General features: G+C 34.9%; 15 protein-coding genes. 3 read left to right on the top strand and 12 right to left on the bottom strand.

What is annotated here, in order from left to right; all coding sequences use genetic code 11:
- Positions 1 to 123: 123 nt before the first annotated feature.
- The 4 genes from Q3V31_RS01275 to cotH all read right to left on the bottom strand — a co-directional run bounded on the left by Q3V31_RS01275 (position 124) and on the right by cotH (position 4,106).
- The gene (locus Q3V31_RS01275; protein WP_000678852.1) at positions 124 to 1,503 is read right to left on the bottom strand and encodes a putative polysaccharide biosynthesis protein; all 1,380 of its coding nucleotides are present in this window, start codon (positions 1,501 to 1,503) and stop codon (positions 124 to 126) included.
- Between the two features lie 96 nt (positions 1,504 to 1,599).
- Entirely contained in the window at positions 1,600 to 2,202 is a 603-nt protein-coding gene (gene uptA, locus Q3V31_RS01280; RefSeq protein WP_000880693.1) for an undecaprenyl phosphate transporter UptA, read from the bottom strand.
- Positions 2,203 to 2,306: 104 nt separating this feature from the next.
- Positions 2,307 to 2,924: an NUDIX hydrolase N-terminal domain-containing protein gene (locus tag Q3V31_RS01285; RefSeq protein ID WP_000216927.1), complete on the bottom strand. Its 618-nt coding sequence runs from the start codon at positions 2,922 to 2,924 to the stop codon at positions 2,307 to 2,309.
- 105 nt (positions 2,925 to 3,029) lie between these two features.
- The gene (cotH, locus tag Q3V31_RS01290; protein WP_000937998.1) at positions 3,030 to 4,106 is read right to left on the bottom strand and encodes a spore coat protein CotH; all 1,077 of its coding nucleotides are present in this window, start codon (positions 4,104 to 4,106) and stop codon (positions 3,030 to 3,032) included.
- A 181-nt stretch (positions 4,107 to 4,287) separates the two neighbouring features.
- Between cotH and exsB the strand changes: the two genes are divergently transcribed.
- Complete coding sequence (exsB, locus tag Q3V31_RS01295) at positions 4,288 to 4,896, top strand: exosporium protein ExsB (protein WP_000817478.1); 609 nt, start codon at positions 4,288 to 4,290, stop codon at positions 4,894 to 4,896.
- A gap of 47 nt (positions 4,897 to 4,943) precedes the next feature.
- Here the strand turns inward: exsB and Q3V31_RS01300 are convergent, their stop codons facing one another.
- From Q3V31_RS01300 to Q3V31_RS01325, 6 genes are all read right to left on the bottom strand, one after another.
- A complete protein-coding gene (locus tag Q3V31_RS01300) occupies positions 4,944 to 5,555 on the bottom strand; it encodes a phosphoserine phosphatase 1 (protein ID WP_000859172.1) in 612 nt (203 codons plus the stop codon).
- Between the two features lie 13 nt (positions 5,556 to 5,568).
- Positions 5,569 to 6,114, bottom strand: coding sequence for a short-chain dehydrogenase (locus tag Q3V31_RS01305; RefSeq protein ID WP_090813201.1), 546 nt, complete (start codon positions 6,112 to 6,114; stop codon positions 5,569 to 5,571).
- A gap of 12 nt (positions 6,115 to 6,126) precedes the next feature.
- The gene (gene fosB / locus Q3V31_RS01310; RefSeq protein WP_000943777.1) at positions 6,127 to 6,543 is read right to left on the bottom strand and encodes a FosBx1 family fosfomycin resistance bacillithiol transferase; all 417 of its coding nucleotides are present in this window, start codon (positions 6,541 to 6,543) and stop codon (positions 6,127 to 6,129) included.
- 57 nt (positions 6,544 to 6,600) lie between these two features.
- A complete protein-coding gene (locus tag Q3V31_RS01315; RefSeq protein ID WP_000824549.1) occupies positions 6,601 to 8,262 on the bottom strand; it encodes a peptide ABC transporter substrate-binding protein in 1,662 nt (553 codons plus the stop codon).
- Positions 8,263 to 8,345: 83 nt separating this feature from the next.
- Positions 8,346 to 9,335: a DUF2628 domain-containing protein gene (locus Q3V31_RS01320; protein ID WP_033656562.1), complete on the bottom strand. Its 990-nt coding sequence runs from the start codon at positions 9,333 to 9,335 to the stop codon at positions 8,346 to 8,348.
- Between the two features lie 25 nt (positions 9,336 to 9,360).
- Positions 9,361 to 9,813: a methylated-DNA--[protein]-cysteine S-methyltransferase gene (locus tag Q3V31_RS01325; protein ID WP_000283898.1), complete on the bottom strand. Its 453-nt coding sequence runs from the start codon at positions 9,811 to 9,813 to the stop codon at positions 9,361 to 9,363.
- A 133-nt stretch (positions 9,814 to 9,946) separates the two neighbouring features.
- On the opposite strand from Q3V31_RS01325, the gene namA reads away from it, so the two are divergent.
- Complete coding sequence (gene namA / locus Q3V31_RS01330) at positions 9,947 to 10,984, top strand: NADPH dehydrogenase NamA (protein WP_000556056.1); 1,038 nt, start codon at positions 9,947 to 9,949, stop codon at positions 10,982 to 10,984.
- A gap of 29 nt (positions 10,985 to 11,013) precedes the next feature.
- Here namA and Q3V31_RS01335 read toward each other — a convergent pair whose 3' ends face one another.
- Positions 11,014 to 11,673: an oxidoreductase gene (locus Q3V31_RS01335; RefSeq protein WP_001042741.1), complete on the bottom strand. Its 660-nt coding sequence runs from the start codon at positions 11,671 to 11,673 to the stop codon at positions 11,014 to 11,016.
- Between the two features lie 116 nt (positions 11,674 to 11,789).
- Positions 11,790 to 11,945: a hypothetical protein gene (locus Q3V31_RS01340; protein ID WP_000540342.1), complete on the bottom strand. Its 156-nt coding sequence runs from the start codon at positions 11,943 to 11,945 to the stop codon at positions 11,790 to 11,792.
- Between the two features lie 266 nt (positions 11,946 to 12,211).
- On the opposite strand from Q3V31_RS01340, the gene Q3V31_RS01345 reads away from it, so the two are divergent.
- A complete protein-coding gene (locus tag Q3V31_RS01345; RefSeq protein ID WP_001124864.1) occupies positions 12,212 to 13,162 on the top strand; it encodes a metal ABC transporter substrate-binding protein in 951 nt (316 codons plus the stop codon).
- Positions 13,163 to 13,311: the final 149 nt, after the last annotated feature.

The raw sequence follows: 13,311 nt of genomic DNA on the forward strand, positions 1-13,311 counted from the left end.
GCTATTTTCAGCATATGGAACAAACGATTAAATTTCAATAGAAAAATTATTTTGAAAACGTTTTTTTAAGAAAAATCTTGTAAACATAGAAAAAGACAGAGTATTCTCTGCCTTTAAAAAAGCTTATGTTGCCTTTATAACATATTTAGAAAGCATCCACAAGTTAAAGCCGACTGAAATCGTATAGCCAGCATATGTTGAAATAATAAAACTCACATAATCAAAATACGGTAGCAATACAATATTTAAAACTATCTTTACAATTATTCCGATTACTAATCCTAGAACTGTTTTCTGCTGTTGATTGATTCCTTGTAGCATTGCAGCCGTTACTGTGAAGAGTGAAAATAGTATACAAGCAGGAGCATAGTACTGTAAAATGATTCTCCCCATCTCCGGATCATTCCCGGCACCAAATAAAAGAGTATATACTGGCTTAGCTAATACCATCATCCCAATTGCGGCTGGTACCGTAATCCCTACTACTAATACATTCGTCCTCGTAAAATGTTTGTACAACAATTTTGTATTTCCTGCTGTATAAGCTTTCGTCATCTCCGGTACAAGAGACATACTAAAAGCGGTCGCAACGGAAACAGGAATGAGTACAACCATCTGAACAAGACCAATTATCGCATTAATCTTTTCAGCTTCTCCTTGCATATATCCTATTTGTATAAGTAGTTTATTAATTGTAAATGTATCAATTGTCTGATACAACGGAATTGCTAAACCAACCACAACAAACGGTATTGAATATGTAAAGAGCTCCCTATATAACGAGAAAAAAGATTTCGTTGTTTGTTGTATACTTGCCATCTCTTTTTTCTTTAAGTGCCTTCTCCTTTTTACATAATACGCACTTAAAACCGTTAATCCACCTATAGCTCCCATAAATGCACCAAACGTTGAAATACCAACCGCTAGCGAAATAGACTCTTTTAAAACATATAAAACAACAAAACTTCCTATTAAAATGGTTAAGACTCGAAAAAATTGCTCAACAACTACACTTAGTGCAGAAGGCCCCATCGATTGAAATCCTTGAAAGAAGCCCCTTAACAAACTCATTACTGGTACAAGTATTAGCGCAAAACTTACAATTTGAATGTTATTTGCGACCGCCGTTATACTATTCCCAGTTTGATCATTTCCATCAATTACAAGTTTAGCTAAATGTGGAGCTAATATATATAGTGTAAAACATGAAATAACTCCCATTATAAACATAAAAACGATACCACTCTTTAATACTCTTTTAACCGTATGATAATCATTCAATTGATCATATTTTGATACCATTTTTGAAACGGCAAGTGGCAATCCCATCGTTGCAATACTAAGCATAATTGTATAAGGACGGTATGCATACGTATATAATACGTACCCACTCGTACCTACCATTGCTGTAAATGGTATAACATATATGAACCCTAACATTTTAGATATCATCGTTGCCATCGTTAAAAATATCGTTCCACGTAAAAACGGTGATCCTTTCATCACATTCCCCCGCTACGCTTTATTATTACACATTATGGACAACTTCTTTTTTTTAGAACTGAAACAATAAAAAAAGCCAATGAAAAATCATTGACTTTAACGCGCTGCTTTTTTCTTTTTTAAATACTTTAAACCGAAATATAGAGCCACAAAGAGAACAGCTCCTATAATTATGTAATGTGTGTAATCAGATGCATACTCTTTAATATGTCTCCAATTTCCACCAAGCTTTTCACCTAAGTATATAAATAGTATTGACCATGGAATAATCGCTACTACTGTATACAGTGTAAAGAGCTTTAACGGCATCTTAGCTAATCCTGCTGGAATAGAGATAGCATGGCGTACAACTGGGATAAAGCGTGCAGAGAATATTACACCTGCCCCGTATCGTTTAAACCAATTTTCTGCAATATCTAGATGATGCTTATTAATAAGTAAATATTTCCCGTATTTTTCAACAACCGGACGCCCTCCGTAGTATCCAAGCCAGTATAAAAAGATTTGCGCTAAAGTACCACCAATTGTTCCAGCGATAACAGCTCCGACAAAACTAATTTTTCCTTCTGCAACTAAAAATCCTGCATATGAAAGAACAATTTCACTCGGGATAATTTCAATCATTAAACCTAGCGCTACTCCAAAGTATCCTAGACTTGCAAAGAATTGCAATAACTGATCTATTATGTTTGCTAACATTTTCTTTTCTATCTCCTTTTTTCTTCACATACCATCCCATTATCACATAAAGATTGGCATCTGCCAATATCTTCATTTTAACAATATGTACAATTCAAACAGTATTAATCTATTATTTTTTCTTTCTGCGGGTCTTTCATGTAGGCAAACATTTCTTTAATCTGCTCTTCTGTATTTCTAGCAATTGATAAATCCGGCAATTCATCTTCACCAAAAAACTCTATTTCTTCCGTTTCAATACTAACTTTCTTTTCCCCACCAACAATATTACAGCCAATAAAAATCTTATATACATGCGTTGCTGAAGGCGATGGTTGATGTTTTTCTTTATCGAATATTGCTAGTAGCCTAAAATGATCTACTTTATAACCTGTCTCTTCTAATACTTCTTTCGCTGCGACTTCTGTTGGCGTATAACCAATGTCAGCCCATCCACCTGGCAATGCCCATTTCCTATCACTTTTTTCTTTCACAAATAATAACTTTTCATTTTGAAAAACGACTGCTCTTATATCAACTTTAGGTGTTTGATAGCCTGTCTCACTTGCAAATAAATTCTCTACAACTTCCCAATCTGTCTTGGTGTAATGTGACATCATTGAAATGGAAAGATCCCGTAATTGTTGGAAACGCTCTATATCATACACATCCTTAGAATACGTTAAACCCGCTTGAGCTATAGATTGTATTTGTTTTACCCAATCAATCCACTTGACTGTCATGTTTCCACATCTCCATTCTTTATTAAATAAATATTACGTCAATTCAATTGATACATCTTTATTATACAAAAAAAGAGATTGATAATGTTCCAATCTCTTTCAAAATTAATCCAATTCATGTAAGTGGTCTTGTATATACTTCCTTCTTTTATTTATATATTCATCAATCATATCAGCTTCTTGATCAAATGTTTCTAATTTTTCTTTCATATATGGATCTTGTAGTAAATATGGACGAATCGATTCACACAAACCTTCTACTTTCGGCATCATAAACGAAACGGTAAATTGTTCTTCTAATATTTCTTCCAAAATACTTCGGTATTGTTTTCTAAAAACAGGTATATCTAACAATCTCGCACTTAACGTATTATACCCTTGAATCCGAATGTACTCATGATTAAGCGGTCTCCCTTGTACATCCCTTCCCCAAGTCGCATCGTAATCCCACGGTATCACTTCAAATAAATTTGTTTCATCATTATGATACAGTGCATAGTTATGAACAAAACCATCAAAGTTTTGTGTAAAAATAACTCCAGCTAACCATCGTAAATATTTATCTACATGTAGAAACTTCCCGATTTCTTTTTCATAATCTTCCCTCGACAAAGTATTCGCTTGAAATACAAATTCACTCAGTTGTTCTTCACTATTTTTATTCGAATATTTAAATTCATAACCCGCAAAGAGCTCTGTCTTAACATCTTTATCTCTCTCGCTCATTAGAGAAAAATTTGCGTCATCATCTATCGCATAATAAATAGAACCACTCGGCAACCCTCTATTTTTCAAAAAGTTTTCATCAACTGATTCTAACTGTAAATACACACCTTGAATTTGACCATTAATTTTTATAAATACATGTTGTGATTTTGGCGAAAGTACACCAATATCATGAAAAAAATCTAAAGATAATTTATTTCGTATGAGAGACGGATCCATAAACTCAGAATTTAAATGAAACTCTTTCGCGCCTTGAAATTTTTTCGGTTTATAAAACATAACATGATAAGACTTTTTCTCAAATTCGCGAATATGAGCCCCTCGGTATACGATATCAATGTCATACTTCTTTTTTCCATAAGTTAATTTTGCTGGCACTGGACTATCTGACCAAATGTCCTTTTTCAATTCCACTAAGTACATTGGATGAACAAAAAAATCATATGAAGGCAGCATGTTTTCTCATCCCTTCTCAGTTCTCTTCATTCAATGTATGCGCCTTGTCTTGTCCATACATCCGCTATCATCTATTTATATAAAATTACACTCTTGTCCTGTTCAGAAAGACTTCATCTCTCATATCATGTTAAGGAAAAAGAATACCTTTTCACTTTAATACATGATAAGGAGGATTTCTATGAAACGTGATATTAGAAAAGCTGTTGAAGAAATCAAAAGTGCTGGGATGGAGGATTTCTTACATCAAGATCCAAGTACTTTTGATTGCGATGATGATCATCATAAATGTACAACAGGGTGTAAATGTACAACAGGGCGTAAATGTACAACAGGGCGTAAATGTACAACAGGGCGTAAATGTCCAAGAACAAGGTGTACTCGCGTGAAACATTGTACTTTCGTTACAAAATGTACTCATGTAAAAAAATGGACTTTTGTTACAAAATGTACTCGTGTACGCGTTCAAAAATGGACTTTCGTTACAAAGGTTACTCGTAGAAAAGAATGCGTTTTAGTTACAAAACGTACTCGCAGAAAACATTGTACTTTCGTTACAAAATGCATACGCTTTGAAAAGAAATTTTTCTGGACAAAACGAAGTTTCTGTAAAAAATGCGAATTCTTCCCTCACGGACACGGTAGCTCTTGCGATGACGATTGTGATCATGGTAAAGACTGTCACGATGACGGGCACAAATGGAATGATTGCAAAGATAGCAGACACAAGTCTTCTTCTTGCAAGAATAAAAAATTCGATCACTTCTGGTATAAAAAACGTAATTGCTAGTTTTTTATGCCCACCAAAAAAAGGTCGCTTTGCGACCTTTTTTACGTTTACTGAAAATGACTTATATCTGCAAATTGTTTTACTTTGCCAAGATCTTCATCAAATTCAATCACACTAAGACTCGCGCTATGCATAAATGGCTCTCCCCATACATGTTCAATTTCAAGACCTGCAAAATGTCCTACAAGTAGTTTCGCTGCTGCTGCATGAGTAACTATTAAAATATTTTCTCCTTTATGCTTTTCTAAAAGAAAGTGTATCCCTTCAATTACTCTTTTATGAACGGCCGCAAAGTTTTCCCCTGATGTTGACTGAAAAAGATGTGGTTCATTCCAAAATAAATGCACTTCTTCTGGATATTGCATTTCCAAATCGGCAATTGTTTGCCCTTCCCATGTCCCCATATTTATTTCATAGAAACGTTCATCCGCTATAATTGGAATATTGCGTTCCCTTTTAATCAATTCAGCAGTATGAAGCGTTCTTTCGCTTGGACTACTATATATGGCATGGAGTGGTAAATCCTTCATACGCTCCCCTAATTGTTTCGCTTGTATCATACCATTTTCTGTTAATGCTGAATTTTTCCGTCCTTGCATCCGCCCTGCTACATTCCATTCTGTCTCACCGTGCCTTGTTACATATACCGTTGTCTTCATTTCCCATGCCCCCTTACCATTTTGGCCGTGATTCCCACGGCTCTACTCTCCCGACAATCCATTCTGTACATTTACTTTCAATTCCTTTTATAACTCCGTCAGCAATCTCTTCATGAGTAAGCCATCTTGCATATGTATCTTCTAAAATAAACCCTAATATAATTCTATAATAACTACATAATGCCCCACCTATTTTTTGTGACTTCGTACGCGATGCACTACTACCTAATATATGAAATAAACTGTACTTTTCCGATGACAATTCAACCTCATTACAAATGAGTCGTAATGCATGCTTAGCACTCGAATGTACCCATGCAACTACTAATGTAATTGGACCATTCTGTTCAATTGTATTTGTAATAGATCGCTTTAGATCATCGTCATTATGATAATCTAAAGGAAGACATGTGATATTTTCTGGTGTAATACTCGCTCGCTTAACATTTTCTAATCTCCCTTCATCTCTCCCAATAATAGAAACATGAAACCCTTGCTCACAAAGCCACACAGAAACCCTCTTTAGCATTCCTGTTCCACCAATTACAAGTGCATGCAACTTCTTTCCCCCTTAGTAAAATGTCATATGAGGTTTTTCTTCCCTATAATAATTTAGACGGTCTTGCAGTGTCCCTGAATGAAACTCAAATTTATGGCCATCTGGATCTTGAAAATATATAGATTCACAATCTCTCACATCTCGTTCTCTGCCCTTTAAAATATGAACTTCATTTTCTTCTAATCGCTTTAACAAACAATTAAAATCTTCTTGTTCTACAGTGAATGAAATGTGCGTATAAGATTGATGAATCTCATTTCTTGGAATATGTACCTCTTCATTAAGTGCTACCCACACTCCGCATATATTAAAATATGCAAGCTTTCTTCCTTTAACCAATAATTCTCCTTCTAGTATTTTTTCGTAAAACACAATAGATTTTTCTAAATCTGAAACCGAAAAACAGAGATGATTGATTCCCCTTAACAACTATAGCTCCCCCTTATACAAAAAAGATGAGCGAAAATTCACTCATCTTTTATTATACTATTTCTTTGTAATATATGCCCATTTATAACTGAAGTCTCCACCAAACGTATGGTTAGCGATACCTTTTACATATGTCTTCTCTAAATAAGCCGTACTTTGTTGATACGTAGGTGAGATTGCAGCGTCTTGACCAATTAAGATTTTTTCAGCTTCCGCAAGTGCTTTCCAACGTGCTGCATCATCTTTTAATAATTCTCCTTTTGATTTTGCTACTAAATCATCATACTTCGGATTAGAATAATCCATTTCATTAAATGAGCTTCCCGTTACAAACATATCAATATAAGTCATTGGATCTGGATAATCTGGACTCCAAGCAGATAATGAGAATTCATATTCAAATTTCTTTTCTAAATCTAGCTTCTGCTTATATGGTTGTTGTTTCAAATTCACCTTTAGACCCGGTAAATTTTTCTCTAACTCTTCTTTAATAAAGTCGCCCACTTTTTTACGGCTACCGTTATCATCATTCAGAAATTCTACTGTAATTGTATCTTGGCCAAGTTCTTTCTTCGCTTCTTCCCATAATTTTTTTGCTTTTTCTGCATTATCTTTACTGTCACGGAAATTTTTATTTACAGAACGGAAATCTTTCCCATCTGGCCCTGTCGTAAATTTTTCAGGTACTAAGAAATATGCTGGCAATGATCCGTCATTTAAAATAACATTCGCAATTCCTTTTTTATCATATGCCAAATCAATTGCTTCACGTACTTTTTGGTTTTTAAATGTTGCATTTTTTTGGTTAAAGCGCAAGAAATACATACGTGGATCTAACTTTGTTTTAAATTCATCTGGCTTATTCTTTTTATATTTATCAACAAATTCAGAACTTAAAATAACTCGATCTGCTTGATCACTATCATATAAATTTACTCCTGTGCTCGTTTCTTTCACAATACTTACATTAATTTCTTCTAACTTTACAGTATCTTTATCCCAATAATTAGGGTTTTTCTTTAACTGATAACTTTGTTCATGTTTCCATTGACTCATAGTAAATGGTCCATTGTATAATAATTTATCTGCTTCTAATGCATATTTATCCCCTTGTTCTTTTACATATTTTTCATTTAAAGGGAAAAATGTTGGGAATGAAGTCAGCTCAAGGAAATATGGTGCTGGTTGTTCTAATTCTACTACTAACGTTTTATCATCCTTCGCTTTCACTCCTAATTGATCTAGCGGTAATTCTCCTTTATTTACTTTCTGTGCATTTTTCACATCAAATAAAATAAATGCATACTCAGCTGCCGTTGCTTTATCTAATGCACGTTGCCATGCATATACAAAGTCTTGCGCTCGAACTGGATCGCCATTAGACCATTTCGCATCTCGTAATTCAAATGTATATGTCGTTTTATCCTCACTAACCTTCACATCTTTTGCCATACCTGGAGTTGGCTTATTGTCCTTATCTAAACGATATAGCCCTTCCATTGCATTTACAAAGGCCCGGAATGATACTGAGTCCGTTGATTTTGATGTATCCATTGAAGGAATTTCTGCTGTTTCTAGTAAGTTTAATACTTGCTTATCTGCTACTCCCTTACCTGCTTCTTTCTTTGTTGTAGATGCCTTCTCCCCATTTCCGCAACCTGCAACCAATACACTAGTTGATAATGCAACTGCAGCAATCGTTGTTACCTTTCTCTTCATTCTTCCTTCCCCCAATCTATATGTATAAATGAAATCTAGTATAATACATATTATTATACAAAAGATTCAGATTATTTCAAATATTATTTTTCACACACAAAAAAAGAAGCAGATAGAAAGTTCTTTCCATCCGCTTCTTTTTCTATCACTTTTACTTGCAATCCATCCTCTATTTCAAACGGATTTTGAACCTTGAATATTTCTTCCATCATCTTCAAAAACTCTTCTTCATTTTTAGATTCACCATTAATCGTAAGGGAGTATGGTTCAATTTCACTCAGTTTATAATCAACAATAAATTGAATTGTAACTTTTTGTCTTGGCATCCCTGGGCTGTATCCTTGAAATTCTACTAATTCCATACCTTCCGATCCACGATAATATATCCACCCTGAATTTTGAAAATAGCTTTCAAACGATTCACCAATCGAAAAGAATGGATATTCATAAAGCGAACTTGTACGTACTTTTTGTATAATATCTCGATCAGTCGGAAAAAAGAAATGGCTTAAAAGAAGGCTAGCAACTGCTAAAATAGTTACGATTGTTGCTCCCATTTTACTCGTTCCACCACTATCACGGATGAGATAATTTTCAACCGATTCATCTTTAATTCCCCGTGCTTTTATTCGATATATACGCCTTTCTGCAAATTGATAATATAATCCATTCGCAAAAATCCCCATCCCAAATAGAATAAAAACGAGTAATAAAAACGTAAGAGGCACCATATTAATGATTGGCAACGCTACGTTGAACCCCATATAATAAGAAAACGCATCACATGCTACTAATAACAGTATAAATAAAGCAGCAGGTAAATAATGCTTACGATATCCAAGCCAACCTACATTGAAAATAGTAGCCAAACCATTCCAGCTCCACCTAGCAATTCGCTTGTTCTCAAGCTCCCATTTTCTTTTGTAATACGGATATTGTCTCCCTACATATACTTCTAATTCTTTGTCTATTAACGAGCTACTTTCCCCTTGTTCATTATGCAAATTCCGTTGACAATTTGCACAATTTAACTGATCATTAGTACAAGGTCGCCCACAATTTATACATTTCAAAACGATCCCTCTTTCCATCCACACTTCATTTTAAAATACCTTCATGCTTCAATAACCACTCTTTCCTCCATAAACCACCCGCATACCCAACAAGCTTTCCACTCTTTCCTATTACACGGTGACATGGAACGATAATTGAAATTGGATTCCGGCTATTTGCTCCTCCTATCGCTCGTACAGCTTTTGTATTGCCGACCTTCTCCGCAATATCTAAATATGAAGCACTTACGCCGTACGGAATAGTATAGAGCGCATCCCATACATTTTTTTGAAATAATGTTCCCTCAGCAGACAACGGAACCGTGAACTCTTTTCTTTTCCCCTTAAAATATTCCTCTAGCTCATTTATACACTGATCTATCATTTCATTTGTACGTTCTTCTTGTCGTTCATCAACAAATATAACAGACGTAATTCCTTTATCATTCGCTGTAATTTCCAGCAAACCTAATTCACTTTCATAATATGCCTGATACATATGTCATCCTCCAATTCATTTCATATTAGTCATTGTAACACGAATAGACAAAATTTTTCGTATAAGCGTTTTGTTAGGGAAACAAAAAAGAGAATGATACAATGTAAGAAAATTCAATCAAGGAGGCTATTTGATGCATTCCCAACTTTTTTCACCCTATACAATTAAGGACGTTACACTAAAAAACCGTATCGTTATGTCGCCTATGTGCATGTATTCATCAGAGAATGAGGATGGCCAAGTAACTAATTTTCATCTCGTCCATTATGGAACCAGGGCCGCTGGTCAAGTAGGTCTAGTTATGATTGAAGCAACAGCTGTGTTACCTGAAGGACGAATTTCTAACAAAGACCTAGGCATTTGGGATGACTGTCTAATTGAAGGCTTACATAAAACGACAACTTTTATACGTGATAACGGTGCAAAAGCAGCCATTCAACTCGCTCATGCCGGAAGAAAGGCTGAATTAGAAACAGACGCTTTCGCCCCCTCAGCAGTTCCATTTAGCGACGGAATGAAAATACCAGTAGAAATGAATAAACAGCAAATTAAAGAAACTGTTTCCGCTTTTCAAAAAGCAGCTTTCCGCTCTAAACAAGCTGGATTTGACATTATTGAATTACACGGCGCTCACGGTTATCTTATTAATGAATTTCTTTCTCCACTTTCCAATAAGCGGACTGATGAATACGGGGGCTCACCTGAAAATCGCTATCGTTTCTTACGCGAAATCATTGATTCTGTAAATGAAGTTTGGAACGGACCGTTATTTGTTCGTATTTCGGCAAATGATTATCATCCTGACGGGTTAACGGTTCAAGATTATGTACAGTATACAGGATGGATGAAAGAACAGGGGGTAGATTTAATCGATTGTAGTTCTGGTGCTGTTGTACCGGCACATATTGATGTGTATCCTGGGTATCAAGTACAATATGCTAAACATATTAAGGAACATGTTAACATTGCAACAGGCGCAGTAGGATTAATTACAACTGGATCACAAGCAGAGCAAATTTTAAAAACTAACGAGGCAGATTTAATTTTTATCGGACGTGAGTTACTTCGCAATCCATACTTCCCAAGAATAGCCGCCAATGAACTAGGCTTTGAATTACAAGAACCATATCAGTACCGACGAGCACCTGGAAACATTAAAACTAATAAATAAAACCGAGAAGTCATTCTTCTCGGTTTTATTTATTCTATAGTTGTAATTTCATTTGAATTATAAATATGGATACCCGATTCCTCTCGTAGCGCCGTTATATACATTCCTTTCGCCACATCTTTAGCTGAAATTGGTTTGTACTTTTTAAAAGCTCCTTTAAATATAAACGGAAGAATACGAGATAATTTCTCAGCCATTCTTTCTCCAAAACGATATTCTTGTCGATTTCCTACTAATAATGAAGGCCTAAAAATGTGTATGCCACCAATAACTAGCTTTTTCAGCTCCTCTTCCATCCTTCCCTTCACTTGCGAGTAAAAGAAGAATGATTTAGGTTTCGCTCCCATTGATGAGATAACAAGAAAATTTTGCACGCCCTGTTTTTCAGCTAAGCAAGCAGCTCGCAATGTATATTCATAATCTACTTTTTTAAAATTCGCCTTCGACTTCGCTTTTTTTATCGTTGTCCCTAAACAACTGAATACATCATCTACTGCAAAAAATTCTTTATATTCCTCTAACACTGAAAAATCCACCTGTTTCTGCTGTAATTTCTCATGTTGTAATTGTAATGGTTCCCTTACAAAAATAGTAACCGAATCGTAGTAATCTGAGTCAAGTAATAGTCGCGTTATTTCTTGTCCAACTAACCCACTTGCACCAAGTACTAACGCTGTTCGCTTATTCATATATGTGTATACCTCTTTATTTACTATTCTCCCCTATAGCTATTCGTCGCTAACAGGAGTTTCCATTCTCCCATTTTACCATAAGTAAAGCACTATGCGTACGCATAGTGCTTTACTTACTCTTTTTTCTTTTCTTTTTCTTCCATTGGTAATTTCGTTATTGTTGTAGCATCTCCTAAATTACTTATTAATCTCCTTAAAAAAATTAAAACAAAAGATAATGGCAAAACAACCGCAAGTATTAATAAGATGGCCTCCATGAAGTAACCCAAGCACTCATCCCCTTTTTTCTGCTCCCTCCCAATATATGAAAGTAACATTGTCACATATGCACTAATAATAAAAATTAATACCTTTCTTTTTGACAAATTTATAACAAAATCAAATCGTAATGATTATTATTTATTGCAACTTTCATAAAGATGTATTATACTAGGTTCGCGAACTAAAACGTAATTATTCCGTTTTGCATTAAAACGATATTTTCTTCTAATATTTGGAGAAAATATAATTGTAAAAAAGAAAAGAGGAGAATTATATGCCTAAAAAATTAGCTCTATTTTCATTTATACTTATTTTCACACTCATCTTTGCTGGATGTTCTAACAACAAAGAAGGTGTAGCGAAAAAAGATGGGAAACTTTCTGTTTATACAACCATTTTCCCACTCGCTGACTTTGCAAAAAAAATCGGTGGTGATTATGTAAATGTAGAAACAATTTACCCACCTGGTGCGGATTCTCATACATTTGAACCAAGTCAAAAGCAGACTGTACAAGTTGCGAAAGCCGATTTATTTGTTTATAACGGCGCAGAATTAGAACCATTTGCCGAAAAAATGGAAAAATCATTAAAAAAAGAAAACGTAAAAATTGTAAATGCATCTAAAGATATCGAACTTCGTGCTTCATCTGAAGAAGAGCAGCACGATCATGGAGACGGTCATAAAGAAGATGAACATCATCATGATAAAGACCCACACGTTTGGATAGATCCTACTCTTGCGATGAAACAAGCAGAAAAAATTAAAAATGCACTTGTAGAATTACAGCCTGAACATAAAAAAGAGTTCGAAAAAAACTTTGCAGCACTACAAACAAAATTTACTGATTTAGATGATCAATTTAAAGCTGTCGTTGCAAATGCAAAAACGAAAGAAATATTAGTTTCACACGCAGCTTATGGCTACTGGGAACAACGATACGGTCTAAAACAAATCCCAATCGCTGGAATTTCAGCATCTGATGAACCATCTCAAAAACAGCTGGCTGACATTACAAAAACAGTAAAAGAGCACGGTCTAAAATATATTTTATTTGAAACATTCTCCACTCCAAAAGTAGCATCAGTGATTCAACAAGAAACTGGCACAAAAATTTTACGTTTAAATCACCTTGCTACTATTTCTGAAGATGATGCTAAGAACAATAAAGATTACTTTACTTTAATGGAAGAAAACGTGAATACATTGAAAGAAGCTACTAACTAATCAACTTTTTTATCCCGTATTAGCGGGCAGTAAACGCCCGATTGATGCGGACTGATAATGAGTGGGGGATGAACAAAACCCCCACTCATTAAAGTTTCACTTTAAAAGAAGCTGAATATGCCATTCAGCTTCTTTTTTGTTTGTTCTCA

The organism is Bacillus nitratireducens (assembly GCF_036320425.1).
Classification (GTDB): Bacteria; Bacillota; Bacilli; order Bacillales; family Bacillaceae_G; genus Bacillus_A; species Bacillus_A nitratireducens.

Coding starts and splice junctions, on each gene's coding strand:
- exsB (WP_000817478.1), top strand. CDS start 4,288: ATGAAACGTGATATTAGAAAAGCTGTTGAAGAAATCAAAAGTGCTGGG.
- Q3V31_RS01325 (WP_000283898.1), bottom strand. CDS start 9,813: ATGTATCAGGCATATTATGAAAGTGAATTAGGTTTGCTGGAAATTACA.
- Q3V31_RS01275 (WP_000678852.1), bottom strand. CDS start 1,503: ATGAAAGGATCACCGTTTTTACGTGGAACGATATTTTTAACGATGGCA.
- cotH (WP_000937998.1), bottom strand. CDS start 4,106: ATGCTGCCTTCATATGATTTTTTTGTTCATCCAATGTACTTAGTGGAA.
- namA (WP_000556056.1), top strand. CDS start 9,947: ATGCATTCCCAACTTTTTTCACCCTATACAATTAAGGACGTTACACTA.
- Q3V31_RS01345 (WP_001124864.1), top strand. CDS start 12,212: ATGCCTAAAAAATTAGCTCTATTTTCATTTATACTTATTTTCACACTC.
- Q3V31_RS01285 (WP_000216927.1), bottom strand. CDS start 2,924: ATGACAGTCAAGTGGATTGATTGGGTAAAACAAATACAATCTATAGCT.
- Q3V31_RS01315 (WP_000824549.1), bottom strand. CDS start 8,262: ATGAAGAGAAAGGTAACAACGATTGCTGCAGTTGCATTATCAACTAGT.
- Q3V31_RS01335 (WP_001042741.1), bottom strand. CDS start 11,673: ATGAATAAGCGAACAGCGTTAGTACTTGGTGCAAGTGGGTTAGTTGGA.
- uptA (WP_000880693.1), bottom strand. CDS start 2,202: ATGTTAGCAAACATAATAGATCAGTTATTGCAATTCTTTGCAAGTCTA.
- Q3V31_RS01300 (WP_000859172.1), bottom strand. CDS start 5,555: ATGAAGACAACGGTATATGTAACAAGGCACGGTGAGACAGAATGGAAT.